Origin of the sequence: Arthrobacter sp. NPDC058288, from assembly GCF_042880995.1 — a bacterium.
GTDB lineage: Bacteria > Actinomycetota > Actinomycetes > Actinomycetales > Micrococcaceae > Arthrobacter.
The window spans coordinates 1,725,794-1,751,955 of sequence record NZ_JBHVYH010000001.1 but is presented as its reverse complement, the minus strand read 5'-3'; the positions used below and the strand labels follow the sequence as shown (position 1 = coordinate 1,751,955).

Here is a 26,162-nt window from a genome sequence, read left to right as displayed (position 1 = left end):
TCCTGTTCGAATGATAGGGCACCCCGTCGCGTCAATCAGAAGGTGAGCAGCCGGGTCTCGGCGGAGCCATCGCTATAGCTAACCTGTACGGGCAATCCTTGATCCGAGGCATTCTGCAATTCGTTGCCCGGTAGCCAGAAGGCGAACTGGCCTTTCGCTACGGTTGCGATCACCTGGTCGTTGGCAGCGTTGGTGTAGGAAACCGCTGTGACATCGGTTCCCACGCGCCCTGAGGCAATTGAGATCGGCTTGTCTGCAATTGTTCCGGTTCCGAGTTGAGTAGCAGTGATACCTCGTGCCGGGAGTGCCGCTACATTACCTGGTTTGCCGATGGAGCCGATCAACCCTTTGCGGAACCAGGGTGCCGTGGCGTCCGTGGTGCACGTTGCTTCAAAGCCCTCGGGTCCACTGAGGACGACCGTCACCCAGGCTCCCCGCCGCTCGACGATGGCTACTTCGGCTGCTGAAAGTTCGGCTAAGTACATGCCTCCACCTACATTTTGTTTTGAGTTGAGGCAGTCTGAGACGGCGTTGTCACGTTCCGCGCCAGTGAGTGTCCCGGGTGCTGCGGTCCATGTTGCGAAGGCCGGATCACCGCCGGAGAGTGCGGGCATGATGAGCAACCCGGCAGTGACTGCTGCTGCCAGACCTCCAAGAGTGACGGCTCGTCGTCCGCGGGCGGCCTTGGGTTTAGCCGGCTCGTGGTTAACTTCCGTTCTTCTGTCAGAGGCAGTGGAAACTGGTTGAGAGCCAAGAATGAGGTTCAGGTCGGTTTGTGCCCGGGCAGGATTCGGCGGTGAGCTGTGCTCTGCTGCGTCCATGGAGCGGAGAAGTGTGTCGAGGTTCTGATCACTTTTCATGGTGTTGACGCCGTTTCAGCTGATGCTGCCGAAATGTCGGAAGCATGGTGGGGGAGGTGGTCAAGGAGGAGCCGCAAGGCCCGTCTGGCGCGGGTCAATCTCAGACGAAAAGCCACGGGTGAGATTCCTAAGACTCTGGCAGCCTGCGGCGCCGCGAGGTCCTCAAAGACGGCGAGTCCCAGGGCTTCTTGATGGACTTCAGAAAGAAGCTCCCATGCGCGGCCTAAATCTATACGGCTATTGACCAGATCAGCATGAGAGGTGCGGAGGTAATCGGGTGTTGTTTCCGCAAGTCGGATGCCTAGCGAATGACGTCGTTGTTCTCCTCGCTGAGCATTCAGGATGAGGTTCCTCGTGATTCCGAAAACCCAGGCACGAGCATCACTCTCGTGCGCCGGCGCTTCGGAGAAGCGCCTCCAGACAACAAGAAACGCCTCGGCGACCACGTCCTCGGCGTTTGCCGGCTCTGTGCGACGCTGAACGAACTTCAGCAGGTCGGTGTATGAGGATTCGTATAGCGACCGGAAGGCGTCCGCCCTGTCAGGGGCCCTCGATAGATGACTCATACCCTGTACCTGTCCGCCACGTGCATAAGTGTGTCGCAAATGGTGCAGCAATTCTGCTGGAGAGCGTAGACACTGTGCGATGTCAGCGATGTGGCTTGGGCTGGTTGCTGTGGCTGCAGGTGTTCCCGCTTACCTCGCCGCGACCGTCTGGATTCAATGCCCGCCCTGGGATGTTTCGCGGTACCGCGCGGAGAGGCGGTCCGTGACTTTGGCGATGGCTTCACGCTATTCCGTATCGTCCATTGGATTAGCTTGACGCATGGGGACGGCGGCGTTCATCAGCTTGTTTACTGCATTCAGCGGGCCGCCACGGGCCGGTGCCGGGGGACCTGCTCAGGAATGTCGGCTGCGCTTCGACCGGGCGAGCGGCTGGCATGAAGAAATCACGTGGTGGAAACTTTCGGGCCATCTGGGGCGTGCACAGTGTAGACAGGGAACGCTTCGGAAAGGACCCGCTCGTGAACGTAGCTGAGAAGAGAGTCGTTGAGTCCTGCCATGAGTTGATGGACGGGGACAGGATCGACGCCCGTTACAGAGAAGCTTTGGTGCACCGGGGACGGGTCACGGAGAGGATGCCGGACCACGGGTTGTTCTAGATCATGGATGAGATTTCCGGCGGGAGGAGGCTGCTGGACATGGCCGAACTGGACATCGTCCTTCTGCAGGAGCCCCTTCAAGGTGCTGCGGGTACCAAACCGACCGCCGCCTAACGCCGGACCGACGTGGGGCGGGGGGACGCAGGCGTCCCGGACTTCCATTGGGGGAGCCCGGGCTCATTGCGGGGGAACGTGTGTCCTGGGTGAACGGTCACGTTTTGTTGGCCCTCACGCTCCGCGCCTTGCTGGTGAACATCACATGTCCTTGGGGACAGATTCCGGAAGAATAGGCTGCCCGCCGCGTGCTCCACGGGTTGAGGCCACGCCTAGAGGCGCCGGCCGCGGGCCTTCTTGCGCACCTTCCGGTAGGCTACCTCGGTTTTCGCGGCCGTTTCGGCTTCCTGTTCGATGAGGGCCTTGTAGACGGCCGTGGTCCCGGCGGCCATGTCCGGGACTGCGGCGAGCCGGTGCAGGAGCTCGCGCGCGACGACGGCGTCCTGGTGGTCGCCGAGGACACTTTGAATCCGGTGGCCGGTTTCTTCCAGGACGCGTGCCCGCTTCCCATGGATGGCGGTGACGGATTCTGCGGCGTGACGGAGCCGTTTGGCGTCTTTGCGGACCTGGTGGAGGGCCGCATCGTGTCCGGGGGTTCCGGCAGCTTTCCTGGCGGCCTTATGTGCCCGGTCCAGGCGGCGGGCAGCCTTGTTCACCAGTCGTGCGCTGGTCTTGCGGGCGGGTTTGGAGGCTTTGGCTTTGGATTTCACGGGCGGGTTGTCTCGGAAGTGTTCCAGGGCGGTCAGGATCCGGTAGTACCGCGCCGAGCTAATCGTTGCGAGGGCGCGCTGGTAGCCGGTGTTATAGGCCGTGCCGAGTTCATGCTCGATCTGTCCGAGGACCGGCCCGGAGGCCTGCGCTTCGGGCAAGGCGTGCAGATTCGCGAGAATCCGTTCCCGCATCACTTCGGCGTCGCGGGGGCGGCCCAGGATCCGGCCGAGCCACTGCAGGTCCCGCTCCAGTCCGACGACGGCGCCCTTGGTGAACAGGGTCCGGTAGGTCCGCAGCGCGGACCGGGTGCGGCGGGCGGCGGAGCGCATCTGGTGTACTGCGTCCGGCAGTTCTTGCCGGACGCCGGCGTCATGGGTGAGGAGTTCGTTGATCTGCGCGCCAACGTAGGCGGTGACGACGTCGCGGACAGGTCCCTTTTTCCGTGCCGAGCCGGGGGCGGCGGTCCGGGCCTCCGGCCAGGCCGGGCCGAGGGCGCGGACGAGCTTGGCGGCGTGGGCTGAGGGCACTGCCCCGGCTGCTTCCAGGGCCGGTTGCGCAGCGGTGAATAGCTTCGATGTGGCGTGGACGAGTTCGAGTTCCCATTCACGCCAGTGCGTCTCCGGACCCAACTTACGGAGCGGGACGGCGTGCACGCGGTCATCGGTGAAGTCGGCGAGGTGTTCCCCGGCCGGCCCGTGCAAACGGTAGGTGGTACGCCGGGTAGAGAGGCGGGCCACGGGCGAGAGCTGCCGCCCGCGGGTGATGGCGGCGAGGTGGTCGAGCAGTTCGGCCGGGACGTGGTCGGGCTGGCCGAGGGGTGCCTGGAGTTCACGGCGGGTGTCCGGGCCGGTCGGCAGCTTCAGGTGCCAGCCCTGGTCGGTGCCGCCGGTGCGGCGGCGCAGGGTGATGCCCCGGGTCGCGAGTTCCAGCCCGGCGGTGTCGTAGTAGACGGCTTCCAGGAACGTCTCGGCAGGTTCTCCGGCCTGCTCGACGCCGGCAATATTGGTCAAGTCGGGGACCCGGGAGGTGTGGCCGGTGTCGTACTTGCGCTCCGTTTCGGTGCTGTCCCGGGATGCCATGGGGCTCAGGCCGCCGGCCTGGCTGCAGGAATGTTCGTCATTGGGCATGTCCTTGCCTGGCGCCGGGGGCAATGGCTGGGGCAGGGCGCCCCGCCTGTTCCGGTCGTGCACTGATTCTAGGGCCCGATGCGTGGCCCGGGCCAGTGCCGTTTGGGCGGGGTTTTAGTGGACCGGGGACGCGGCACCGACCGTACCCCCGGCCCCGATCCGGGCAGCGGGCAGGATGACGCCGTGCGGGCCCATCGTCGCGCCGGCGTCGACTATCAGGCCCAGCAAGGAGGCGGCGGCATAGCCCGCCGCCCTGCGATCAGACACCCGTTCCCGCCGAATCGCCAAGGCAGTCGCGGACCTCAGGGCTGGCAAGAAATAGCTCCGGGGTCCTAAGCCGACGGCCGGCAGTCAAGCGGAGGTCAGCGTCGCAAAACGTGTCCCCTGACTTGCTCACCGAAAGATCGTCCTGCGTTCATTCGGTGTTCGTCCTCGTCCCGGATGCTGTCCGGACGATCCCTCATGGAAAGGTCACAATGACGCTTCGCCTGCCCCGAGCTCTGCCGACGTTACGCACTGTCACAGGCCGCTTTGTTCTGTCCCCGTTCAGCGCCGGGGACATCCACGCGCTGGCACATATCCTTGCTAATGACGACATCTGGGCCACGGGGTTCGGCGACGGTCACCACCGTCCACTCACGCACGAGGAGACGGTCGGCTTCATCAGCCGCCGCCATGCGGGTCTCCGGATCTTCTCGGTCCACTACACCGGACTGCCCGGCGGTCCGCTCTTTGTCGGGACCACCGGCATTACGGAAACCCATGCCCCGACGGAACGCGTAAAGATCGGCAGAACCCTCATTAGCCCGGCGTTCTGGGGCATGAAGGTCAACCTTGAGGTGAAGCTGGCGCTGCTCGACTGGGTGTTTTCCCATGGGGCAGGGCGTGTCGAATGCGATGTGGATCCTAGAAACCACAGGTCCATTTCGTCCCTCAGAAGGTTCGGTTTCACTATCGAGGGCACCCGCAGGCGCTCCTCGCAACGGATCGACGGTTCCTGGCGGGACATCGTAGTGCTGTCGTTGCTCACGGAAGAATGGCCGGCGATCAGGGAACGGGCGCTCCTAGGCCTGGAGGCAGTGCGTGATTCCCGGCTGTACATCTAAGCCCGGGCGCACCCGTTTCCGCCCGGGCCTGCAACGAGCGAGGCGCAGCGGCACACGCCGACGCTGCCACCAAGCTGCCGGAAGCCATGACCGGCGGGGCAAGCCCCGCGAAAGCGGGGGTCGGCGACAATCCGGTCTTCGCATATATCGCCGGCCTGCCGCAGCCGCGGCGCGGCATCGCCGAAGCGGTCGATGCGCTGGCAGCTAAGACGCTGCCCGGCCTGGATCGGGCGGATGATCGAGGCGAGGATCCCTGACGCGAGAAGTCCTGGCCCGAGCGGACCGGTGGAATTCCCACCCAGCGGTGGCAAGCGCCGAAGTGCACACCGGGCGGCAGCCACCGCAGCCGGGCTGGTTACCTATGTTGCGGCACGGCCGGCAACAAACCGCCAGCGGATCCCGTCGGCGGCACTGAGCTCACCGCGAGCGAAGGCCCGGGATCGGGCGATGGCGTCGCGGGGCCGACCATCCGTCGGTGCCTCTGACTCAAATATGGCCACGACCCGCTCAGCGCAGTCAGCGGCCCACATCGCGACGACACGGCGCTCAGCCTCGCTTAGCGTCTGCGGAGACGCAATATCAGTACCGTACACACTGCCCGCGTACCCATCGTCAATTGACCGTGGACCCGGTCGGGGGGAAACTTGGCAAGTGAACATGGACGATGAATCAAGAGCCATCGATAAGGTGGTGGACCATCTCGCCGAACGATTCCCGAGTGTTCCCCGCCCCAGCATCGAACGGGCCGTCCGTGAGGAACACCAGGCTTTGGCCGACGGCCGAATACGCGACTACATCCCCGTTCTCGTTGAGCACGCAGCCAAAGCCCGCTTGTCCCGCTAAGCGCCGATAGGTAATCGGTTCCCGAGCGATCTGACCTTCGTGCGACATGCACGGGCCTTGTCCCTGGACGTGCCGGACGATGCGTCGGTCACCCGTTGTAATGCGGCGGGCATCGGTTTGGACTTTCTGGGGCTGGCATCGCTCCGCATCCCGGTCGAAGCGGTGGCTGGCCGTGCCTCGAAGTGCTGGGGGGACTTGATGCGCGACAGCTCTGCGCCTGTGCCGCACGAGCAGGGCGCGGCCGGGGCGCGGGGCTGGTGCTGCAGCCCGAGGACATCGCCCACGTTGCCTCGGATCTGAAGAAGATCAAGGAGGGCAAGAAGCTCTCGCCCATCCTGATGGTCAGGGGCGGCCTGGCCCGAGGGATTCCCGCAATGGTGGCCGATGGCTACCATCGGGTATGCGCAAGTTACTACACGGACGAAAATAGCGACATTCCACTCAAACTGGCTGACGCGCCGCGGTAACTACCGCAGGCCAACCGCAATCCCGGTGGAAGGAGGAAGGTGTCGTTCTTTCAGCTTTCGCTGATCGCCGCGGTCGCGCTGTTGGGACCCCTGCTGGCACTTCCCAGGAAATGGCATCTTCCCGTAGTGCTTGGCCAGTTACTGGCCGGGATCGCCATCGGGCGGACGGGTTTGGGCCTGGTGGACTCTTCGGACCCCACGTTCACCTTTGTGGCCGACGTAGGGTTCGCCCTTGTCATGTTTGTCGCCGGGACTCATGTTCCGGTGCGGGACGAAGCCATCCGCCCGGCACTGGGCGCGGGCGCGTTGCGCGCCGGCGTGGCCGCAGTGTTGGCTGCCGTCGTCGGAATCGGCATTGCCTTTGCCTTTGGCACCGGACATGCCCCCCTTTACATCGTTCTGCTCGCGTCCTCTTCTGCAGCCCTGGTCCTGCCGATCGTCGATTCGCTGCGGCTGAGGGGACCAAAGGTCCTGACGACGACGGCTCAAGTGGCGGTAGCGGACATCGCCTGCATTGTGGCGCTCCCGCTTGCTGTCGACCCGCCCAATGCGCCGAGGGCGGCCGTTGGGGCAGCCGTCGTCGCGGCGTGCGCTGCAGTTTTGTTCTTCATCCTCCGCTGGCTGGAGCGCAGCGGCACGCGCGGACGGGTGCATGACCTGTCCGAGGACCGGAAGTTCGCCCTGGAGCTGAGGATCCAACTTGCCCTGCTCTTCGCGCTCTCCGGGCTTGCCGTGGCCGGCCACGTGTCCATTATGCTGGCCGGGTTCTCCTTCGGCCTGGTGGTTGCAGCGGTCGGCGAACCCCGGCGACTGGCTCATCAACTGTTCGCCGTCAGCGACGGTTTTCTAGGGCCGGTGTTCTTCGTCTGGCTGGGCGCGTCGCTGGATCTGCGCACCCTTGCGGTAAGCCCGAAAATGTTTCTCCTCGGGATTTGCCTGGGGCTGGGAACCCTGCTGGTCCATGGAAGCCTGCGGCTACTGCGCCAGCCTCTGCCGCTCGCGATGCTGGCAGCGTCCCAGTTAGGAGTGCCGGTTGCCGCTGCCACTATCGGCTCCCAGTTGCATTTGTTGGAACCGGGCGAGGCCGCGGCCATGATCCTCGGAGCGCTCATAACCATCGGGGCGAGCACCGCCGCTGGCTCACGGGCCGCCCGCACGTTTACCCAAGCCGCCTCGGCGCCGGCGGGCAACGCATCCGGGGGCGGCCCGACCTTGGCTGCGTAGTTGGCCACGCTGCAGGCAACTTCCGCCAGTCTCCGAGTTCCATGCTGTGGCCCGACAGTGAGGCCAGAGTCCGGTGCTCAACGTACTCCGGGTGCAGCTGGGCGGGGGCGATTCGGGAGCCGCCACCCAAGCAGCGCACGCTCTCGTTGTCTGCGGAAACGGCTCAGGTAAATGTGGCGCGATCGGGGCCTGAATGGCTGACAGGACCTTTCTTGGGTGGTGGCCGTTGCCGTGGCCGGCGTGTTCCTCCACTGGACACCTAATGGTTCGGCTCTGTTACGCCTTCATGGATGTAGGTGTCCGTAACTGCATGACCGCTTGTTGCCCTTCGAGCCGTTCTGCCGCCTGGAAAGGAAGGCCCCGTGAAGTGCCTGGTTCGCTACCTGGGACTGCTGTTCCAGCTGTCCCGTACCCAAGACCTGGCGTCGTGGGAGGCCGAGCTGGCGGCGTCCACCATGACATTGACATCGTCCGCCTGGGTGGGGCGGTACGAGCCGGACACTGCGGGCTGACCCGCCCTAGAGATCGAGATGGTCCGCGTGCTCAAGCAGCCTGGACACCGCGTAGCCGATGACCAGGCCCCAGAACGCGGCGTGGATGTTGAAAAGGTTCAGACCTGAGATGGTGACCAGGAATGTCACCAGTGATCCCAGCGTGAAGGCAGAGGCGAAAGCCGTGACAAACGCCTGTTGAAGGGCCCGCAGCATCGCGATGCCGCCCAGGGTGAGAACGAACTCCTTGGGGGTGGCGAGCATCAGCCTCGTGAGCAAGGGAGCCAGCACGGCGAAGGCAACGGCAAGCAGGCCGTAGACGACGGCAGCCGAGTACTGGCGCTCTTTCGTTCCGGAGGATGTCAACAGAGCATTGGTAGGGCCCGTGACGCACGCTGAAACGGCGCCGAATGAAGCATTGAGCACCGAAAACGCCCCGGACGCCACTGCAAAGACGTTAACGGGCGGACGATGGCCTGCGGCACGGAGAACCGCGATGCCCTGCCCATTCTGAACAAACAACACGGTCAGGGCCAGGGGCATAACCAACTCGACCTGGGCTGCCCAGGTGAAGTTGGGAACCGTGAACACGGGTGCAGCCAGAAGGGGTCCTGCTTCTCTGAGGACGAACTGGCCGGTTACCGCCACAGCCACGCAGCCGGCCATCAAGGTACCGAGTACCGGCGGAAGGAAGCGTCCCAGGACCGGTACGGCAGTGAGCAGCAGGAATGATGCCACCATCGGGCCGGCAATGGCCGGGTTGGATTGCGTCGAGGCAATAATGTCCGTGCCGAACTTAAGGAATACCGCGGCCACCATGGCCATGACTATTTGCATTGGCACCCGGGCCATGATTCCGCGGACCACGCCGCTGGCGCCCAAGGCCAGGATGAGTACGCCCGAGGTGAAAAAGGCTCCAACCACTTCCGCGAAGGACAGGTGCTGCAGGGACGGGCCCAGGAGGACCGTGCCGGGAATGGACCAGGCAAAGCCGAGGGGCTGACGATACAGCAGCGACATGACCAGGGTTGCTGCTCCGCCGGAAAATAGAATGCCGAACACCCAGGACGCGAGCTGGGCGTCACTAAGTCCCCCCGCCGTTCCAACAGCCAGGGTTACAGCTATCGGGCCGGAAGCGGAGAAGATGAGGCCGATCACCCCGTTGGAAATATATGGTACGCCGAGGTCACGGAAGACCTGCCGCACGCCTGCGGGCAGAACACCGGGGCGTTCCAGCAGGGGCTGGCGCACCTGGGCCGCAGCAGTTTCCGTTTCGGGGACGGCGGGCGGGTCCTGGCGGGATTGTGGCATGTCGGCTCCTCGCAACGGCGGCACAAGATACAGGCGCCCCGGAGGTGGCCCTCCGGAGCGCCCTGTGGGGCCGGAGGGAACCGGCACCATTTGTGAGCGGTGGTTCTTACTTGTGCTGGCCTTCTTTGGCGAGGACGTAGTCATAGACCACTTCTTCGCCGGCGCCGCCATCCGTGCGCGGCTTGGGATCGAGCATAAGTTCAGGCTTGACTGCCGAGGCAATGTCGTCGGCGTTGTGGGGGTCGCCGGGGAAGTAGAGCTGCTGGGTTACAGGCTGGAAGCCGGGCGCCGAGACCTTGATGTGGATGTGCGCCGGGCGCCAGGCATGCCAGCCTGCCGCGCTGATCAGCTGCCCGCAGGCCCCGTCCGTGGGAATCTGGTAAGGCGCCGGGCGCATCGTGTTGATTTCGAAGCGGCCGTCGTCGTCCGCCTTGACCGTTGCCCGGAAGAGCCATTCCGGGAGGCCCGGCGCGTACTGGGAATAGAAGCCGGCGCTGTCGGCATGCCAAATCTCAACCTGGGCGTTACGGATGGGATTACCGTCCGTATCGGTGAAGCGGCCGCTAAAGTGCAGCGGGGTGCCCTCTTCGTCCTCACGCATTTCGACGGTGCCCGGGGTCTGGAGCAACGGGGAGCCCGGCACATAGTAGGGTCCTTCGATGGTGCCCACAGTGCCGGGGCGGTCCTGGGAGTTGACGTCCTCCACGGTGTGCTCCAGCCACACGTCAAGGAACAGCGGCCATTCCCCGTCAGTTCCCACTTTGATGAGCCAGGCTTTGAGTGCGTTGTATTCCTCGTAGGTGACCTGGTGTTCGACGACGATGTCGTTGGCGGCCTTGATGAGGGCCCCGGCCAGCAGGCTCACCCTTTCCTTCGGCACATCCAGACGGGAGAGCTTGCCTGAGGCGGTGAAGCGTTCGGTGGCCTTGGAGCCGGCTTCGACGGCTGTGCCTTCGTCCTCTTTGCGGGTGTCTGCTTGGGTCTCGGTCATGGTGATGTCCATACTCCTCTTTGAATAAAGGACAGGAAGTGATCCTGTGCCATTGCGAAGGCGTGCGGCCGGACTTGCACCTGCCACCACGCGACCTCGGGTGATGTCCGTCTCATCGTAGGCTTCAAATAAGGACGCTACAAATATCGATTTAGCCTGTTTTCAGTCAAAAAGGCGACATAAAGACACCCTTGGTCGAACCTAGGTTTTTGCCTGATGTGAGAGCTGTCACGGTGGACAAGAATTACCTGACAACGTCCTGGGCGTTCCGCGACGCTAGCCGGACCACGCGCCCATCCGTCCAGCACTCTCCAACGAAGGAGCAGCCATGACCGAGAACATGACCCATGTCCGCGAGGTCCTTGCCGACGCCGTGATCGACGACCGTGAGAACGGCGTCATCCGGGCCAAGCGTGAGATTTTCACGGATGAAGAGATTTTCGAACTGGAAATGAAGTACATCTTTGAGGGCAACTGGGTTTACCTGGCCCACGAATCCCAGATCCCCAGCGTGGGGGACTACTTCACCACCAACATCGGCCGTACTCCCGTGGTGATCACCCGTGACAAGGACGAAAAGCTCAATTGCATCGTCAACGCCTGCTCACATCGCGGTGCGATGCTGTGCCGCCGCAAGACGGACAACCGCACCACTTTCACCTGCCCGTTCCATGGCTGGACCTTCAAGAACTCCGGTGAGTTGCTGAAGGTCAAGGACTCCCGCAACGCGGGCTACCCGGAGAGTTTCAACAAAGAGGGCTCCCACGACCTCACCAAGGTTGCCCGCTTCGAGTCCTACCGCGGTTTCCTCTTTGGTTCCTTGAAGGCGGACGTGCTCCCGCTCGAAGAGCACCTGGGCGACGCCACCAAGGTGATTGACTCCATCGTGGACCAGTCACCGGAGGGACTCGAAGTGCTGCGCGGCTCCTCCACCTACACCTATGACGGCAACTGGAAGGTGCAGGCGGAGAACGGCGCCGACGGCTACCACGTCACCGCCGTGCACTGGAACTACGCTGCCACCACCGCCCGCCGCAGCGCAGGCGACTCCGCCAACAAGACCAAGGCCATGGACGCCGGCAAGTGGGGCAAGGTCAAGGGCGGCTTCTATTCCTACGACCACGGACACCTGCTGCTGTGGCAGGAGTGGACCAACCCCGAGGACCGCCCGCTGTGGGACCGCCGCGACGAGCTTGTGGCGAAGTACGGCGAGGAGATGGCCAACTTCATGATCAACATCTCGCGGAACCTGTGCCTGTACCCGAATGTCTACATCATGGACCAGTTCTCCTCCCAGATCCGCCACTTCCGCCCGATCTCCGCGGACCAGACCGAGGTCACCATCTACTGCATCGCACCCAAGGGCGAGTCCCAGGAGAACCGCTCCAAGCGCATCCGCCAGTACGAGGACTTCTTCAACGCCACGGGCATGGCGACCCCCGACGATCTCGAGGAGTTCCGGTCCTGCAATAAGACCTACTGGGCTACTTCTGCGCCTTGGAACGACATGACCCGCGGGTCCACCCACGAGATTACCGGTCCTGACGAGCAGGCCCAGGCGCTGGGAATGACCAGGGTCATCGCTTCCGGGGTACGCACCGAGGACGAGGGGCTCTACCCCATCCAGCACGGGTACTGGAAGGAAGTCATGGACCGTGCCCTGGCGGAGGAGGAGACCTCCGCACTGGACGCTGTTCCAGTCCGAGCCTGACCCAGAGCCCGCCGGAAACAGAGAGAGCACAGAACCCATGACCAACCTGACCCAAACCGCCCCGGTCCTGAAGACCGCGGAGGAGATCGCAACCCTGGAGACCGTCCGGGCGTTCCTTTACCGGGAAGCCCGCCTGCTGGATGACCGCCAGTTCGATGACTGGCTCCAGTGCTACCACCCGGACTCCGAGTTCTGGATGCCCGCATGGGACGTCGACGACCAGCTGACGCAGGACCCCCAGAACGAGATCTCCCTGATCTACTACGACAACCGCGGCGGCATCGAGGACCGTGTCTTCCGGATCAAGACGGACCGGTCCTCGGCCACGTCCCTGCCGGAACCCCGCACCGGGCACAACATCACTGACATCGAAATCATGGAGCACGACGGCGACCAGGTGAAAGTCCGCTTCAACTGGTTCACCCTGTACTTCCGCTACAACACAACGGACACGTACTTTGGAAACAGCTTCTACACGATCGATCTTGCCGGCGGCGACCCCGTCATCCTGAAAAAGAAGGTCGTCCTCAAGAACGACTACATCCATCACGTGGTGGATATCTACATGATCTGACGGTCCCGTGCCGGTGCCGGGCGTTTGCCTGGCGCCGGCCCTGAACGTTTCACCATTCGCCCGTTCGGGCACATCTGCACATTCCCGGGCCGCGTCGAGGCGGCCCCCAGCCAGGAGGAAACCATGGGCCACAAAGTTGCCCTCAGCTTCGAAGACGGCGTCACCAAAGTTATCAAAGTCGGCGACTACGAGACCGTGATGGACGCCGCGTACAAGGCCCGTATCAATATCCCGTCGGACTGTCGTGACGGCGCATGCGGCACCTGCAAGGCGTTCTGCGATTCCGGCTCCTTCGATCCGGGGGACTACATCGACGACGCCATGACGGAGGAAGAGCTCGATAAGGGCTACATGCTTACCTGCCAGGCCGTCCCTGAATCCGACCTGGCCATCCAGATCCCGGCCACGTCGGAATCGGCCAAGACGGCGGCCGCCACCTTCAGCTCCACCATCAAGGAGCTCAACCGGCACACCGACACCACGGTCTCCTTCACCCTCGAGGTGGAGAACCGGGACGCGCTGGCCTTCCTTCCCGGCCAGTACGTCAACCTCAAAGTCCCCGGCACCGACGCCGAGCGCTCCTACTCCTTCAGCAGCGGCCCCGAGGTGGACGATGCGTCCTTCATGGTCCGCGTGACCCCGCAGGGCGCCATGTCCGAGTACCTGCGCGACCGCGCCGCGGTAGGCGACGCCATCGAATTCACCGGCCCCTACGGATCCTTCTTCCTGCGCGAGCCCAAGCGGCCCCTGCTGCTCCTGGCCGGCGGCACCGGCCTGGCCCCGCTGCTGTCCATCCTGGAAAAGCTCACCGAAAACCCGCCGTCCAGCCCGGTCCACCTGATCTACGGACTCACCCGCGAGGCGGACATCGTGGGCCTGGACTGGCTCCGCGCCTACGAGGCGAAACTGCCTGGCTTCACCTGGGACTACATCGCCTCCGAGCCGGGCACCTCCGCCCCGCACACCGGCTATGTCACCCAGATCATCGAACCGAAGCACCTGAACGACGGCGATGTTGACATCTACCTGTGCGGACCCCCTCCCATGGTCAACGCCGTGTCGAAATGGCTGGACTCCGAGGGCCTCAAGCCCGCCAACTTTTACTTCGAGCGCTTTGCCCCAAAGGAAACCACTGGCGGCGACGCGGAAACAGGTGCGCCGGCAGCCGCCGAGAAGATTGCGGCCGACGGCGACACGATGAGCCGCAGCGAGGCCGTTTCGTCCCTGGAGACCGGCCGGCTGGATTTCCGTAAAGAGGACAGCTTCGCGCAGCTGGACGCGCGCATGGGCCTGGAACTCGCAGTGAGCGAACTGATGGTGGGCCGCCTGAGCGAGGAGCAGCTGCACCAGTTCCGCCGCCTCGCCGAGGCAACCAAGCGCTCTGTAAATGCCGGCACCATCCACGAACCGGAAGAGTTCGCGCGGACTAATGAGGAGTTCCACGAATACCTCTTCATGATCTGCGACAACCCCATGCTGCTCGAGTCCTACCGTCGGCTGGACGTCCACGCGCAGATGGCGGCGGCCTTGGAAACGGGAACCAGGATTTTCGAGCGGGTCATACAGGACCATCTTGATGTCGTTGACGCTTTTGAGCGCCAGGACAAAGCGCGGGTCCGGGAGGTCATCATGGCCCACGCCCACGATGCCAAGGAAACCATGGCCGGCGCCATCGACGCCAAGGCCGGCAGCTGATGACACAGCCATATGCCGGACAGTTCGTTACTCCCGGCCGGTACGCCGGCAAGGTAGTTGTTGTGACGGGTTCCGCCCAGGGCATCGGCCAGAAGGTGGCCGAGCGCATTGGTGCCGAGGGCGGCGCCGTCGTCCTCGTAGACCGTGCCGAGCTGGTCCATGAGGTGGCGAGCGGGATACAGCAGGCGGCACAGGGGACCGGTTCAGGTGGCTCGGCCACCTCGGTGACTGCGGATCTGGAGACCTTCGCGGGAGCACAGCAGGCCGTCCACGCGGCACTGGCCGCCTACGGCCGCGTGGATGTACTGGTTAACAACGTCGGCGGCACCATCTGGGCGCGTCCCTATGAAGAATACGACGAAGACATGATCGAGAAGGAGATCCGGCGCTCCCTCTTTCCCACCCTGTGGACCTGTCGGGCGGTATTGCCGGCCATGCTCCAGCAGGGCTCGGGCACCATCGTCAATGTTTCGTCGGTGGCCACGCGCGGGCTGCACCGGGTGCCGTATGCGGCAGCCAAAGGGGGTGTCAACGCCCTGACCCAGTCATTGGCGATGGAGGTGGGAGGGCGCGGCATCCGCGTGGTGGCGACAGCCCCCGGCGGCACCGAGGCGCCACCCCGCAAGGTCAAGCGCGGGCCAGAGGCCGAATCCTCCACCGAGAAGGCCTGGTACCAGGTAATCGTTGACCAAACCGTGGAGTCGTCCTTCATGAAGCGCTACGCGACGCTGGACGAGCAGGCCGCGCCGATAGTCTTCCTCGGATCAGATGAGGCGTCATACCTGACGGGCACCATCCTTCCGGTTGCTGGCGGGGACCTGGGCTGAGCCCGCCGTGATGGATGTCCGCCGTCAGGCCCGGCCGGCCGGCTCCGGTAGAGTTGCGGCCATGACGGCGGGCTCCATGCAAGGCGATACTGCAGAGGGCTTTCCCCTCGTCGGCCGGTCAGGGGTCTTTGAGGAACTGCTGGGCATTCTCCGCACGGTTCGCAAGGGCAAAGTGGGCGCAGTGGTGATCACCGGCCCGTCCGGTTCCGGGAAGACCGCCGTGCTGGAGTCCTTCCTTGAGCACTGCCGCACTGTGGCCCGTGGTGTCCGGGTGTTGTCCGCCATGGGCGATGAATGGGAGGCGCAGTTTCCGCTCGCGGGTTACTCCCAGCTCATGCTCACCTCGCCGCTGCGCTCGGCAAAGGATTACGACGGCGGCCCTGCCCTGCCCGCGGGTCCGGTTGCGGCTCTCACCGCCGCCCAGGTGGTTAATTACGCTTCCACCCTCGGCACCCACCTCGAAGGGCTGCAGGCTCATGGCAGCGTAGTTGTTGCCGTCGATGACGTCCACAAACTCGATGTGGAGAGCCTCCGCATCCTCACCTTCGTCATGCGCCGGGTCTACGGAAAACGGATTATGTTCGTGCTCACCCTCAACCCCGATGACGCTTTACGCGTCCCCGGTGGAGTGCTTGACTTCCTCACCGGCCACCAAGTAGCCAGTATCCCGCTGGATCCGATAACCCCGCAGCAGGCTCAGGATCTCGCCCGGAGGATGTTCGGCCTCGACCTCAGCGCGACCGCAGCACACGGCCTGGTCCAGCACACCCGGGGACTCGCGCAACCGATCGTGGAGCTGCTCCGTGAACTGCCGCCCGAAACCTGGCAGACGTGGTTTCCCTCCCTGCCCCCGACATCCCGCGTCCGCGCCAGGGTGCGAAGTGTCCTGGCAGCAGCGTCCCCGGGGCTGGTTGCTGTGGCAGAGGCAGCGTCGGTGCTCGGGCGGACCGCCAGCATGGCAGAGGTTTCCCAGGTCAGCGGGGTGGGCGCCATTATGGAGGCGCTCGACGAGGGGCACCGCGCCGGGCTGTTGGGGCTGTCTGTCGACCAGGCACGTTCCGCCGTCGTGTTCTTTGAACCAGCCACCGACGCAGCCGTCTATGAACAGATCGCTCCCAGCCGGCGCATTGGGCTTCATCGGCTGGCCGCCGAGGCCGTCCAACCCGAGGGCGAGAGGTTGGGCCACCGTGTGTCCGCCACACCCGGCGCGGACGAAGCCCTGGCCCAAGAGCTGGAAGAATTTGCCCGACGCCAAGCCCTCGTTGGAGCCTGGCAGGACGCCTCAACAGCATTGTTCTCCGCCTCCCGACTTTCCGAGGACATCCGTTCCCGGAACGACAGGCTCCTGAGGGCCGTGGATGCACTGGTGGGTTCCGGCAACATTGCCCAGGCCCAGATGTGGACGGCGGCAGTGGACGCGCTTCCGCCGTCGCCGCTTCGCTCGTCCGTGTTGGGCTACCTCTCCACCGCGTCGGGACAGAATGACAGTGCACAGAAGCAGTTGGAGATGGCCTGGCGCACCTCCAACCCGCAGCGTGATCCAACGGCCGCCGCGCAGGTGGCGCAGCGCTTCGTCCTGCACGGCGTGGCGTCGTGGGACGGTCCGGTTATTACCACCTGGGCAGAACGGGCCATGGAACTTACCCAGCCGGGCACCCCCGCCCATATTGAATCAGAGGCCATCTACGGCCTCGGCCTGTACGCACAGGGTCGGCTTTCCGAGGCGGAGGCTTCCTATCACCGGGCTTTTGAACATGCTGCCGAGAACGCCCAAAAACAACGGGTCCAGATGGGTGCGGGCTGGCTGGCGCTGCGGCTCGACAACGTTGAGACAGCGCTGGTGAACTTCGAGTCGGCGGCTCCCACTGAGTATCAGGGCGGCTCGATGCGGATTTCGCTTTGGGCCGAGGCCTGGCTGGCTCGCACTCACCTGGTACTCGGCAACTGGGATGCGGCGGCCGCCACAGTGGCGCGCGCATCCGTGCGGCTCGAGACTTCGCGGATGCCGCTGATCCGGCCCCTGCTCTATTGGACTGCAGCGGAGCTATGGTCCATGCGGGGAGACTGGGAGCGGGCCCGGTACTACGTTTCCCAGGCAGCTGTTCAGCCAGGGACGTACCGTGCCATGCAGGTGCCCGCGAGCCTCGCCCGCGCCCGCTTCCATGAGGCCAGGGCGGATTACGAAGGGGCCTTGGCTGTCCTGCAGCCGCTGACGGAGCTGGACCCATGGACCGAGAACAGGGTGTCCTTCTGGCCCTGGCAGGACACCTATGTCAACGCCCTGGTCATGACCGACCAGCTCGACGCCGCCGACTCATTCCTTACGGCGTTCGAACGCGTGCCGCGCGAGCGGGAAGTGCCCTCGGATATGGCGCGGATGGCGTGGGCCAGGGGACGTCTCGTGGCTGCACAGGGAGACCCGGACACTGCGAGGGAACATTTTGAGGCGTCTTTGGGGCACCTTAGGGGGCTCAACCGGCCTTATCTCCGGGCACGGATTAGTTTTGCATTCGGCCAGAGCATGCGCCGGGCGGGCAAACGGCGCCTGGCCTCCTCGGTCCTGCGGGCCGCCCGTGACCTCTACGACTCCCTGGGCGCGGCCACGTATGTGGAACGGTGCGACCGGGAGCTCAAGGCAACAGGGCTCGACGTCGGGAGCCTGGCTGACCCTGCCGACCCCGTGCTGACCGCCGTCAGCGACCAGCACCTCCAGCTCACAGCCCAGGAACGCGCCGTGGCCGAACTGGTAGCGGGCGGCGCCACCAACAAGGAAGCGGCCCGGACCCTGTTCCTGGCAGAGAAGACCGTGCAGTACCACCTGACCCGGCTTTACCGCAAAATGGGAATCCGCTCCCGCAGCGAGCTCGCGGCCGTGTTCCGGGCCAGGGACTGAACCCGGAACAGGGCCAGCCCGGAGGCCTCGCGCCGGTGACTACTTGACGTCGGAGGGGTGCTTCGCGAGCGGGACCACCGAGATGTCCATGTACGGGAACAGCGGCAGGTTCTGCAGGATCTCGTGGAGTTCGTCGTTCGAATCGACGTCGAAGATCGAATAGTTGGCGTATTCACCCACCACCCGCCAGATTTCCGGCCACTTGCCAGAGCGCTGCAACTGCTGCGAGTAGGCCTTCTCCCTGGCCTTGATCTCCGCGGCTTGGCCGGCGGGAAGGTCTGCGGGCAGGTTTACGTCCATGTGGACGAGATACTTCATGAGTGTCCTTTCGGTAAAGCGGTTTCTAGCGGTCGGTGCGGTAGCGCGAAAGCTTTTCTTCATCAACAGCGGCGCCCACGCCCGGGCCCTCGGGAACACGGATGCGTCCGCCCGTGATGGCCAAGGGCTCGGCCAGGAGGTCGTCGGCCATGTCCAGGTAGTTGGACAGCTCCGCTGCCCGCTTGGCCGAATGGGCAAAGGCGGCGCCGAAGACCACCGAGGCTACCGTGCCGACCTGGGTGTCGATCTGGTTGCCTATATAGACATCGATGCCCATACCCTCGGCCATGCCAACGATTTTGGCCGCCTCGGTAAAACCGGACCGGGCAGTCTTTACCGCCAGGAGGTTTGCACCGCCCGTGAGGATCTCCCGAGCGGCCTCGCCAAGGTTGGCAGCAGACTCGTCCGCGGCGATCGGGATGGGGGAGTTCGTCACGAGGCGGCGTCGGCCGAGGACTTCGCGGGCGTCGTCGGGCTCCTCCAGGAACTGCAGGCCCAATTCTGCCGTGCGGCGCAGCACTTCGGCGGCCTCGTTGGCGGACCAGCCGCGGTTGGCGTCCATGTACAGCTCAGCGTCCTCGCCAAGACCCTCGCGCAGCACCCTGGCGGCCTCAACGTCGAGGTTGAGCGGGCGGCGGCCGGTCTTGAGCTTGAACGTGTTGATGCCATAGGTCTCGCGGAACTCCAGCGCCAAGGCGAGCAACTCCTGGGCAGGCTTGAAGCCGAGCATGTGGGAGACCCGGAGCGAGTCGGTGTACCCGCCTAGCAGCTTTGTCACCGGCTGGCCGAGAGTCTTGCCGATGACGTCCCACAGGGCGATGTCTACGGCGCCCTTAGCCGTCTGGTTGTGAACGGTCCTGTGCAGGATTGACTGAACTTTCTCCCGGTCAAAAATATCGACACCGATCAGTTGCGGAGCGAAAATGTCCTCCACCACCGCCACGATCGACTTCTGCGTCTCACCATAGGTGTAGGGGCGCGGCGGGGTATCAGCGGTCCCCACCACGCCGTCGTCGGTGCGAAGCCTGACGAGCACGTGGTCTGCCTCGTGCACGGAACCGGAAGCGAAATGCAGTGGATGAAGATAGGGGATCGAGTAGGGAATCGCCTCAATGGCTGCGATCTTCATGAGCGGGAAAGCCTTTCATCAGTGGGAAACGGCACAGGGCCGGGGGCCGGGGCAGGCACCGTTGGTCCCGCAGTTGCGGTGGCCACGATGTCCAGGAAGTTGCGGAGCAGCGCAGAGTGATGCCCGCGCATCCAGGCGACCGCGAGCTCCACGTCGGGGACGTCTTCAATTTGCCGGTAGGCCACGCCTTCGAGCTGGAAGGCCTGCACGCTGGACGGCATCACCGCCACCCCGCCCCCTGCAGCTACAAACGCCAGCATCGTCGAGGTCTCACCAACCACCTGGGCAATGCGTGGCTGGAAGCCCGCCTGGCGGCACAGGTCTGCGGTGGTGCGGTGAAGCACGGACTCGGGCGGGTAGGCGATGAAGTCCTGGTCCTGCAGCTCGTGCATCGCCACGGGCCGATCCACGGCCAGGGCACTGAAGGAGGGAAGCGCGACGACGAGCGGCTCACGGGCCACCGTCCGATAGTCGATGTCTTGCGCTGCGACGGGGGGCCGCAGCAACGCGGCGTCCAGAGTACCGTTCCGCAGGCCCGTTTCCATGGACGGCGTGAGCATTTCGCCGTGCAGGGCCAGGGACAGGCCCGGCAGCAGCTGTTTGGCAAGTCGGGCTACCTGGGGCATGACGCCATACGTTGCCGAGCCCGAGAAGCCGACCCGCAGGACGCCGGTTGCGCCCCTGCCCACCTGATAAACATCAGCCTGAAGAGTCGCCACGTCATTGACTATCTGCCGTCCCCGATCCAGGAGGAGTTGCCCCGCCGCCGTGAGGTCCACCCTGCGGGTAGTGCGGTTGAGCAACTGGACTCCTATCTGGTCTTCCAGCTGGCGGATCTGCTGCGAGAGAGGTGGCTGGGCCATATGAAGGCGCTTGGCCGCGCGGCCGAAGTGCCGCTCCTCAGCAACCGCAATGAAGTAGTTCAGTTGGCGGATGTCCACGGTGGTGCCGTCCTTCAGCTAACCAGCCCCGACGATGCTGCCGTGGCTTATTTATTCAAATAGTAACCATAATAAGCCTCACTAGGATATCCAGGACACGTAATGTTGCTGCTGTTCCGGTGGATCATGGGCGGATTGCGGACTTTGTGAATTGCTCAGCAGGAATGCTGTCTTCTGCCCGACCCACTGCGATTTCTTCGACCTTGTGCTCGGCCTCCTCCAGCTTCCGCTGACGCGGCACCAGCACGGTGACCATGGCGCCGACGAGGGCCACGGCCCCGTAGATGTAGAAGGCCGTGGATCCGCCAATGCCGGCGGCGGCCAGCCACCCGCCGATAATCGGACCGAGCACGCCGCCCAGCCGTCCCACGCTTGCGCACCATGCGACGCCCGCGGCCCGGGCGTTGGTGGTGAAGTAGTTGGACTGGAACCCGTAGATCAGCACCTGGGTTCCCAGCGTTCCCACGCCTGCGAGGGCGATAAAGGCAAAAAGCAGCGGCAGTGGAAAGCTGAAGGTCATGAGCGCCAGGGAAATGGTCGCCAGCGCAAAGGTGGCCGCGATGACCCGTTGTGGACCGCTTCTGTCCGCGAGGCGGGACGCAAGCAGGCCGCCCGCCACAGCGCCGAGGTTCAGTGCCAGCGGGAAGAACAGCGAGTACGTCCGCCCGTAACCGTAGCCCTCCATGATTTTGGGCAACCAGGTGTTGAGTCCGTATGTCAGCAGAAGACCGCAGAAGGACATCAGGCCCAGCAGAATCGCTGCCACGGCAAACTGGCGGGAAAACACGGCCGCAAAGCCTGATTTCTGCGGCGCGGCGCCGACCTGCAGAATGATCCGCTCCTCGATGAGCGGGACACCGGTGCGTTGCGCGGCGGCAAGTGCTTCCTGTTCACGGCCCCGGGACAGCAGCCATCGCGGTGATTCGGGGAGCTTGCGCCAGGCAATGGGCAGGAGAATGACCAGCGGCAGTGCCCCTATCATGAACAGCCCGCGCCAGCCGATGCTGTCGAGGAAAAGGATGCCCAGGATGGAGGCCAGGACGCCGCCTGCCGGGATGCCTGAGTACACAATTGCGTTGTAGAACTGCCGCCTTCCCGCCGGTGCGAATTCAGCCATGGTGGCGCCGGCGCTGGCGATAACGATTCCCAAACCAAGTCCGGTCGCAAACCGCAGGGCACCAAAGGCAGGGACGCTGGTGGCAAAGGCTGTGGCGAACATGCCGATGGAGAACCAAGCTATGCCCAGGAGCATCAGGCGGCGGCGGCCGAAAAAGTCGCCGACAGCACCGCAAACGAGTGAGCCTACAAGTACCCCGATGAGGGCCCAGGAGCCGAGGAGGCCGGCGGTGACTGTGTCAAACACTCCGATCTGGCCCGGGTCCGCGAGCAGCCCTGGTAGAACGGTGCCGTAAATGACAAGGTCGTAGCCGTCAAACAGAAGGGCTGTGCAGATGATGAAGGCCACCCAGTTGGCAGTGCGCGCCTCCCTTTGTGGATTTTCGGCTATAACGGCGTGCGGTTGTGACATGGTCCCTAAGTCCTCTCTGACTCAAGTGGAGGCCTGCGGCACCGGGAGAATCCGAGGGGCCGTCCTCCGAGTGCCTTCAGCCTGACAGAGGTGTGACGCGCGACATATGAGGGAAATGCCCGGCTTTCCGCCCGGGTGCGATTCATATGCTGTGGATCTGAAACGCCCTCTTTGCGGAGTTAAGGCGTCGGCAATGCCGCCCGTCTGAGTCGAGACGATCTGGATATGGAAACACGGGGCAGGAACGGTGGTTTGAAAACTGGCCCGTGGGTAGGCTGGCACAATGATCAACCCTGCACGCCTTTACTCGGACCTGTCCCGCCTAGGCAGGGAAACGGACATGTTCCTGGCTACCGTTGAGTCCTTTGCCGATGACGAGCTGAGGGTTCCCTCGCTGTGCGAGGGATGGAGCCGTGCCGACGTTATTGCCCACGTCGCATCCAGTGGCCGCGCCCTGGTAAAGCTCATCGACTGGGCAACCTCCGGCGAGGAACGTCCCCTGTACTCTTCACAAGATGCGCGCTCCTTGGAGATCGCTGCTTTGGCCGCCCTGTCGCGCGAGGAACTCATCGGGGAACTGCGGGAGTCCGCCCGGAACTTTGCTGAGCAGGCACAACGCCTCGGCGGCGAACTCGCGGCCACGGAAGTGCAGGTAAACGGCAAACCGGTCCCCGCCACTTCCATCGTGGCGCTCCGGATTGCCGAGGTGGTGGTGCATCACCACGACCTCGACACGGCCTGGACCGTCGAAGAAGCCGATCCGGATTCGCTGCTGAACGCCCTCGAAGCCGTAGTGCGGTCCCTGCGCGCCAAAGGTGCTCCCGGCATGACGCTGGTGACCGAAGAGCGTGACGAGTGGGTCATCGGCGACGGTGGATTGCGCGTTGAGTCCGACCGTGAGGGCCTGCTCCAGTGGCTGGCGCGCGGGGACGCCGAACACGTGGATATTGACGGCCCGGCGCCGGCACTGCCGTCCTGGTAAGCAGGCCGCCCAGTCCGAGCTAGGGACTATCTTCGTTTCCCGTGAGTTCGGAAAAACTGAGGGCATTCCGGTCGCGAACTTCACCGTTGTATCGACGCCCCCGGCTGCGCCTGCCCACCGTCCGGGCAGTCCTGGACGAAGCCCTCACAGTCGCAGGGAAGGAACACCAGATGCCCAGCAGACCGATGATCATAATAGTTCCCAGGACAACAACGCCAATAGCGGCGACGATGATCACGAGCCGGGTCAATCAAGGTCGTTCCGTAATTTGGCGCAAGATGCTGCATCTAAACTCCTATTTCCACGGATGCTCAAGAGCTTCGTATCCTGCACCGGACCAAGTCCCCGAAGCTTTGGTTGATCCTGACGTGACTGTCCCGACATCCCCGCGGAGGTCCGGTTTTTTTGGCGCGGCAACTAAATCCCTGCTGTGAGATGTCAGGCGGCAACCCGTGACCGGTGCTCCGCACATTCGGCAGACGCTGGTTGGAGAGGTGTGGGGTGGTCCTGAATCAGCCCGTCTCGTGGTCCTCAATCTGGTTGACATAGTCAAGTAAGACATTTGCGATTAACGATCCGTTGGCGGTTAGTATCAGGCCGATAAGGGGGATGGGTCATTTGGATGCTTTTGTTGCCGCGGTTGTCCACAACGCGACCCCTAGTGACGACGGGAATGAGATCACGTGACGGCAACGCCTGCAGAGGGAGTCGGCTTCCGCTCGAAGCGCGGTCCCATACTGATTTCCTTGATGCTCTCGACGGGCTTGGTGGCGATCGATTCGACGATCGTCGCGACGGCGGTGCCGTCGATCGTTCATGACATTGGTGGGTTCACGTCTTTTCCGTGGCTCTTTTCTGCCTATCTGTTGGCGCAGGCCGTGTCCGTGCCCGTCTACGCGAAGCTCTCCGACGTCGTCGGCCGTAAACCGATCATCCTGATCGGTATCGGGCTCTTCCTGCTCGGTTCGATCCTCTGCGGATTGGCATGGAGCATGCCAGCCCTCATCGCCTTCCGTGTGCTGCAGGGCCTGGGCGCGGGAGCAGTCCAGCCGATGGCGATCACTATCGCCGGCGACATCTATACATTGACTGAGCGGGCGAAGGTGCAAGGCTACCTTGCGAGCGTGTGGGCGGTGTCTTCCGTTGTTGGCCCGACGCTCGGGGGCGTGTTTTCGGCGCTGGGCATTTGGCGTGGGATCTTTCTCGTGAACATTCCACTGTGCCTCCTGGCGGGGTGGATGCTGAGCCGAACGTTCCACGAGAATGTCGAGCGAACGGGGCACCGGGTTGACTATCTGGGGGCCGGCCTGCTGACCGGCTCGCTGACGCTAATCATTCTTGGGGCACTCGAAGGCGGCCAGGCGTGGGGCTGGACCTCCGCCATTAGCGTTGCAGTGTTCGCCGGCGGAGCACTCTTGTTTGCCGTGTTCATCCTCGTCGAGCGCAGGGCAGCCGAACCGGTCCTGCCGCCGTGGGTGGTCTCCCGGCGGCTGCTGGCGACGACGGCACTGATCTCCTTTGGCGTTGGAGCGGTCATGCTTGGCCTCACCTCTTACGTTCCCACGTTCCTCGAAGGAGCCCTCTCGACCTCCCCGATCCTGGCCGGGCTCGCGCTGGCAGCATTGACGATCGGCTGGCCGATCAGTGCGTCCCAATCGGGCCGGTTCTATCTCCGGATGGGGTTCCGGAAGACTGCAATGATCGGCATTATTATCACGGTCATGGGTACGGCGGTACTTGCCCTCACCGCCTCCGCACCCAGCGTTCTCCTGGTGGCGGCCAGTTGCTTTATCGTAGGGCTCGGGCTCGGGCTGGTTGCCACCCCGAGCCTCATCGCCGCCCAGTCCAGCGTCGACTGGAATGAGCGCGGAGTTGTCACAGGTACCAATCTTTTCGCACGGTCGATCGGTAGTTCCATCGGCGTCGCGGTTTTCGGTGCGGTTGCGAATGCGATCTACGCAGGCACTCCGGGCGGTAATACCGATCCGCACACAGTCGTCTCGGCCTCCGGGGCTGTCTTCCTAGCCGTACTGGCCGCCGCCGTACTCACCGTCGTCGCCGTTGTCGCGATGCCCGCATCGGATAACAAGACCGCCGCCCCCTCGACTACGGACCCTGCGGTTGCCGCCGAGCCCAGCCCTGCACCTTCACAGGACTAGCAAAATGCCTTCGCATTCAGCCTGGCTCAGATTAGCGTCTACATCGAGCCTCCGCTCGGCTTCCAGAAGGCACGGCGAGCTGCCAAAGGTGGCCGTCGGCGTACCCGGGACTTCATGCAGACGCCGATCCGTGCGGACGCGTGATCACCTCGAGTAAGTGCCCGTCCGGATCCGCGAAGCGTCTACGTCCAGCGCACCAACCCGCCGCGAACGCGAAGATCGGATCAGGCCTTGGCGACCGGCAACACCAGCAGGTAGCCGGTCGGCAGGTCAGTGCTCCAGCGTCGCGGCTCACGGACGACGAACTGCGTCGCCAACTGCTCGGGGGTGAGCAGACTGTTAGGCGCAGGGGACAGGCCCCACTGTTCGCCGCCGTAAGGGTAGAGCGGATCTTGCACGCGGATGGCGGTGACCGAGAACTCCGGGAACTGGCCGGGATCGCCGAGTGATTCGAAGCCGCTCATCACCGATACGTGGCGACCGCGCCACAGGACCAGCCCGACCGGCCGGCCAGTGTCGACGATGGCACGTGCAGCGGCCTGCAGCGCGTCCTCATAGTCAGCGATGCTGACGACGGCGTACGGCCCCATCCCGACCTCGTTGAGCACCTGCGCCCAACCCAAGGGGTTGGCACCGTTGAACGAGTTGGACGACCGTGCCCGGGCCATCTCCCAGAGTTCGCCTTGCTGAACGCTATCGGCCCACGTCACGGTCCCCGTCTTGTCGATGAGGTTGTGCATGATCTGGATGCTTGCCGCCACACACCATTCAAAGGTGTACTGCGGCACGAAGTCGCCCTCCTGGTAGAGGTTGAGGGCGAACGCTTGGGGTACCGGGGGCGGCGCGGGAACCGATGTCGGGGTGGGGGACGGCGTCCGTTGAGGAGGGGGGACATCATCGCGTGCGGCCGCCGGGGCGGGTGGGGTCCGGGCCGGTTGATCGGTGGTGACTTCATCGAGTCTGATTGCAGGCGCGCAGGCCGAGAGGAGGGTCGCCAGGGCGACGAACCAGGCCACAACAAGACGGAGCGGAGCACCGATCATGATCGGTCCAGTTTA

General features: G+C 64.1%; 25 protein-coding genes. 13 read left to right on the top strand and 12 right to left on the bottom strand.

Annotation, left to right across the window (positions count from 1 at the left end; genetic code table 11):
* Window positions 1–35 precede the first annotated feature (35 nt).
* From ACFVWT_RS08345 to ACFVWT_RS08330, 4 genes are all read right to left on the bottom strand, one after another.
* Entirely contained in the window at window positions 36–860 is an 825-nt protein-coding gene (locus tag ACFVWT_RS08345) for a hypothetical protein (RefSeq protein WP_390246892.1), read from the bottom strand.
* Window positions 857–1,426, bottom strand: coding sequence for an RNA polymerase sigma factor (locus ACFVWT_RS08340; protein ID WP_390246890.1), 570 nt, complete (start codon window positions 1,424–1,426; stop codon window positions 857–859). Before ACFVWT_RS08340 ends, ACFVWT_RS08345 begins: the two co-directional genes overlap by 4 nt.
* Window positions 1,427–2,348: 922 nt before the next feature.
* On the bottom strand, window positions 2,349–3,914 hold the full coding sequence (locus ACFVWT_RS08335; protein WP_390246888.1) for a CHAD domain-containing protein: 1,566 nt from the start codon (window positions 3,912–3,914) through the stop codon (window positions 2,349–2,351).
* A 114-nt stretch (window positions 3,915–4,028) separates the two neighbouring features.
* Entirely contained in the window at window positions 4,029–4,181 is a 153-nt protein-coding gene (locus ACFVWT_RS08330) for a hypothetical protein (RefSeq protein WP_390247143.1), read from the bottom strand.
* Between the two features lie 209 nt (window positions 4,182–4,390).
* Here ACFVWT_RS08330 and ACFVWT_RS08325 point away from each other — a divergent pair, with 209 nt between their 5' ends.
* Together ACFVWT_RS08325 and ACFVWT_RS08320 are read left to right on the top strand one after the other, a co-directional pair.
* Window positions 4,391–5,020 carry a GNAT family N-acetyltransferase gene (locus ACFVWT_RS08325; protein ID WP_390246886.1) on the top strand — a complete coding sequence of 210 codons (630 nt, stop codon included), beginning with the start codon at window positions 4,391–4,393 and terminating at the stop codon, window positions 5,018–5,020.
* An 86-nt stretch (window positions 5,021–5,106) separates the two neighbouring features.
* The gene (locus tag ACFVWT_RS08320) at window positions 5,107–5,277 is read left to right on the top strand and encodes a hypothetical protein (RefSeq protein ID WP_390246884.1); all 171 of its coding nucleotides are present in this window, start codon (window positions 5,107–5,109) and stop codon (window positions 5,275–5,277) included.
* Between the two features lie 102 nt (window positions 5,278–5,379).
* On the opposite strand, the gene ACFVWT_RS08315 is transcribed toward ACFVWT_RS08320, so the two are convergent.
* Window positions 5,380–5,679, bottom strand: coding sequence for a putative immunity protein (locus ACFVWT_RS08315; protein WP_390246882.1), 300 nt, complete (start codon window positions 5,677–5,679; stop codon window positions 5,380–5,382).
* Here ACFVWT_RS08315 and ACFVWT_RS08310 point away from each other — a divergent pair.
* From ACFVWT_RS08310 to ACFVWT_RS08295, 4 genes are all read left to right on the top strand, one after another.
* Window positions 5,678–5,863: a three-helix bundle dimerization domain-containing protein gene (locus ACFVWT_RS08310; RefSeq protein ID WP_390246880.1), complete on the top strand. Its 186-nt coding sequence runs from the start codon at window positions 5,678–5,680 to the stop codon at window positions 5,861–5,863. The genes ACFVWT_RS08315 and ACFVWT_RS08310 overlap by 2 nt on opposite strands.
* 257 nt (window positions 5,864–6,120) lie before the next feature.
* The gene (locus tag ACFVWT_RS08305; RefSeq protein WP_390246878.1) at window positions 6,121–6,330 is read left to right on the top strand and encodes a hypothetical protein; all 210 of its coding nucleotides are present in this window, start codon (window positions 6,121–6,123) and stop codon (window positions 6,328–6,330) included.
* A 39-nt stretch (window positions 6,331–6,369) separates the two neighbouring features.
* Entirely contained in the window at window positions 6,370–7,554 is a 1,185-nt protein-coding gene (locus tag ACFVWT_RS08300; RefSeq protein WP_390246876.1) for a cation:proton antiporter, read from the top strand.
* A 362-nt stretch (window positions 7,555–7,916) separates the two neighbouring features.
* Window positions 7,917–8,066, top strand: coding sequence for a hypothetical protein (locus tag ACFVWT_RS08295; RefSeq protein WP_390246874.1), 150 nt, complete (start codon window positions 7,917–7,919; stop codon window positions 8,064–8,066).
* A gap of 6 nt (window positions 8,067–8,072) precedes the next feature.
* Here the strand turns inward: ACFVWT_RS08295 and ACFVWT_RS08290 are convergent, their stop codons facing one another.
* Both ACFVWT_RS08290 and catA read right to left on the bottom strand, forming a co-directional pair.
* A complete protein-coding gene (locus tag ACFVWT_RS08290) occupies window positions 8,073–9,356 on the bottom strand; it encodes a benzoate/H(+) symporter BenE family transporter (protein ID WP_390246872.1) in 1,284 nt (427 codons plus the stop codon).
* 106 nt (window positions 9,357–9,462) lie between these two features.
* A complete protein-coding gene (gene catA, locus ACFVWT_RS08285; protein WP_390246870.1) occupies window positions 9,463–10,359 on the bottom strand; it encodes a catechol 1,2-dioxygenase in 897 nt (298 codons plus the stop codon).
* 316 nt (window positions 10,360–10,675) lie between these two features.
* On the opposite strand from catA, the gene benA reads away from it, so the two are divergent.
* The 5 genes from benA to ACFVWT_RS08260 all read left to right on the top strand — a co-directional run bounded on the left by benA (window position 10,676) and on the right by ACFVWT_RS08260 (window position 18,047).
* The gene (benA, locus tag ACFVWT_RS08280) at window positions 10,676–12,058 is read left to right on the top strand and encodes a benzoate 1,2-dioxygenase large subunit (protein ID WP_390246868.1); all 1,383 of its coding nucleotides are present in this window, start codon (window positions 10,676–10,678) and stop codon (window positions 12,056–12,058) included.
* Window positions 12,059–12,095: 37 nt separating this feature from the next.
* Window positions 12,096–12,632, top strand: coding sequence for a benzoate 1,2-dioxygenase small subunit (gene benB, locus ACFVWT_RS08275; RefSeq protein ID WP_390246866.1), 537 nt, complete (start codon window positions 12,096–12,098; stop codon window positions 12,630–12,632).
* Between the two features lie 123 nt (window positions 12,633–12,755).
* A complete protein-coding gene (benC, locus tag ACFVWT_RS08270; RefSeq protein WP_390246864.1) occupies window positions 12,756–14,327 on the top strand; it encodes a benzoate 1,2-dioxygenase electron transfer component BenC in 1,572 nt (523 codons plus the stop codon).
* Window positions 14,327–15,154 (top strand): 1,6-dihydroxycyclohexa-2,4-diene-1-carboxylate dehydrogenase, encoded by an 828-nt coding sequence (locus ACFVWT_RS08265; RefSeq protein WP_390246862.1) that lies wholly within the window; start codon window positions 14,327–14,329, stop codon window positions 15,152–15,154. Before benC ends, ACFVWT_RS08265 begins: the two co-directional genes overlap by 1 nt.
* A gap of 61 nt (window positions 15,155–15,215) precedes the next feature.
* Window positions 15,216–18,047: an AAA family ATPase gene (locus ACFVWT_RS08260; protein ID WP_390246860.1), complete on the top strand. Its 2,832-nt coding sequence runs from the start codon at window positions 15,216–15,218 to the stop codon at window positions 18,045–18,047.
* 39 nt (window positions 18,048–18,086) lie between these two features.
* On the opposite strand, the gene catC is transcribed toward ACFVWT_RS08260, so the two are convergent.
* From catC to ACFVWT_RS08240, 4 genes are all read right to left on the bottom strand, one after another.
* The gene (gene catC, locus ACFVWT_RS08255) at window positions 18,087–18,365 is read right to left on the bottom strand and encodes a muconolactone Delta-isomerase (protein WP_390246858.1); all 279 of its coding nucleotides are present in this window, start codon (window positions 18,363–18,365) and stop codon (window positions 18,087–18,089) included.
* Between the two features lie 25 nt (window positions 18,366–18,390).
* On the bottom strand, window positions 18,391–19,494 hold the full coding sequence (locus ACFVWT_RS08250) for a mandelate racemase/muconate lactonizing enzyme family protein (protein WP_390246856.1): 1,104 nt from the start codon (window positions 19,492–19,494) through the stop codon (window positions 18,391–18,393).
* A complete protein-coding gene (locus ACFVWT_RS08245; protein ID WP_390246854.1) occupies window positions 19,491–20,435 on the bottom strand; it encodes a LysR substrate-binding domain-containing protein in 945 nt (314 codons plus the stop codon). The genes ACFVWT_RS08250 and ACFVWT_RS08245 overlap by 4 nt, the downstream gene beginning before the upstream one ends.
* A gap of 124 nt (window positions 20,436–20,559) precedes the next feature.
* Window positions 20,560–21,963, bottom strand: a complete 1,404-nt coding sequence (locus ACFVWT_RS08240) for an MFS transporter (RefSeq protein WP_390246852.1) — start codon at window positions 21,961–21,963, stop codon at window positions 20,560–20,562.
* Between the two features lie 283 nt (window positions 21,964–22,246).
* Between ACFVWT_RS08240 and ACFVWT_RS08235 the strand changes: the two genes are divergently transcribed.
* Both ACFVWT_RS08235 and ACFVWT_RS08230 read left to right on the top strand, forming a co-directional pair.
* Complete coding sequence (locus tag ACFVWT_RS08235) at window positions 22,247–22,945, top strand: maleylpyruvate isomerase family mycothiol-dependent enzyme (protein WP_390246850.1); 699 nt, start codon at window positions 22,247–22,249, stop codon at window positions 22,943–22,945.
* 749 nt (window positions 22,946–23,694) lie between these two features.
* Complete coding sequence (locus ACFVWT_RS08230) at window positions 23,695–25,104, top strand: MFS transporter (protein WP_390247139.1); 1,410 nt, start codon at window positions 23,695–23,697, stop codon at window positions 25,102–25,104.
* Between the two features lie 224 nt (window positions 25,105–25,328).
* Here ACFVWT_RS08230 and ACFVWT_RS08225 read toward each other — a convergent pair whose 3' ends face one another.
* Window positions 25,329–26,147 carry a hypothetical protein gene (locus ACFVWT_RS08225; protein ID WP_390246848.1) on the bottom strand — a complete coding sequence of 273 codons (819 nt, stop codon included), beginning with the start codon at window positions 26,145–26,147 and terminating at the stop codon, window positions 25,329–25,331.
* Window positions 26,148–26,162 lie beyond the last annotated feature (15 nt).

Bases quoted from the DNA above. Each gene is read 5' to 3' on its own strand.
- benA (WP_390246868.1), top strand. From the start codon at position 10,676: ATGACCGAGAACATGACCCATGTCCGCGAGGTCCTTGCCGACGCCGTG.
- ACFVWT_RS08235 (WP_390246850.1), top strand. From the start codon at position 22,247: ATGATCAACCCTGCACGCCTTTACTCGGACCTGTCCCGCCTAGGCAGG.
- ACFVWT_RS08290 (WP_390246872.1), bottom strand. From the start codon at position 9,356: ATGCCACAATCCCGCCAGGACCCGCCCGCCGTCCCCGAAACGGAAACT.
- benC (WP_390246864.1), top strand. From the start codon at position 12,756: ATGGGCCACAAAGTTGCCCTCAGCTTCGAAGACGGCGTCACCAAAGTT.
- ACFVWT_RS08345 (WP_390246892.1), bottom strand. From the start codon at position 860: ATGAAAAGTGATCAGAACCTCGACACACTTCTCCGCTCCATGGACGCA.
- ACFVWT_RS08335 (WP_390246888.1), bottom strand. From the start codon at position 3,914: ATGCCCAATGACGAACATTCCTGCAGCCAGGCCGGCGGCCTGAGCCCC.
- ACFVWT_RS08315 (WP_390246882.1), bottom strand. From the start codon at position 5,679: ATGTTCACTTGCCAAGTTTCCCCCCGACCGGGTCCACGGTCAATTGAC.
- ACFVWT_RS08325 (WP_390246886.1), top strand. From the start codon at position 4,391: ATGACGCTTCGCCTGCCCCGAGCTCTGCCGACGTTACGCACTGTCACA.
- ACFVWT_RS08230 (WP_390247139.1), top strand. From the start codon at position 23,695: ATGCTCTCGACGGGCTTGGTGGCGATCGATTCGACGATCGTCGCGACG.
- ACFVWT_RS08250 (WP_390246856.1), bottom strand. From the start codon at position 19,494: ATGAAGATCGCAGCCATTGAGGCGATTCCCTACTCGATCCCCTATCTT.
- ACFVWT_RS08265 (WP_390246862.1), top strand. From the start codon at position 14,327: ATGACACAGCCATATGCCGGACAGTTCGTTACTCCCGGCCGGTACGCC.
- ACFVWT_RS08260 (WP_390246860.1), top strand. From the start codon at position 15,216: ATGACGGCGGGCTCCATGCAAGGCGATACTGCAGAGGGCTTTCCCCTC.
- catC (WP_390246858.1), bottom strand. From the start codon at position 18,365: ATGAAGTATCTCGTCCACATGGACGTAAACCTGCCCGCAGACCTTCCC.
- ACFVWT_RS08240 (WP_390246852.1), bottom strand. From the start codon at position 21,963: ATGTCACAACCGCACGCCGTTATAGCCGAAAATCCACAAAGGGAGGCG.
- ACFVWT_RS08225 (WP_390246848.1), bottom strand. From the start codon at position 26,147: ATGATCGGTGCTCCGCTCCGTCTTGTTGTGGCCTGGTTCGTCGCCCTG.
- ACFVWT_RS08320 (WP_390246884.1), top strand. From the start codon at position 5,107: ATGACCGGCGGGGCAAGCCCCGCGAAAGCGGGGGTCGGCGACAATCCG.
- ACFVWT_RS08340 (WP_390246890.1), bottom strand. From the start codon at position 1,426: ATGAGTCATCTATCGAGGGCCCCTGACAGGGCGGACGCCTTCCGGTCG.
- benB (WP_390246866.1), top strand. From the start codon at position 12,096: ATGACCAACCTGACCCAAACCGCCCCGGTCCTGAAGACCGCGGAGGAG.
- catA (WP_390246870.1), bottom strand. From the start codon at position 10,359: ATGGACATCACCATGACCGAGACCCAAGCAGACACCCGCAAAGAGGAC.
- ACFVWT_RS08310 (WP_390246880.1), top strand. From the start codon at position 5,678: ATGGACGATGAATCAAGAGCCATCGATAAGGTGGTGGACCATCTCGCC.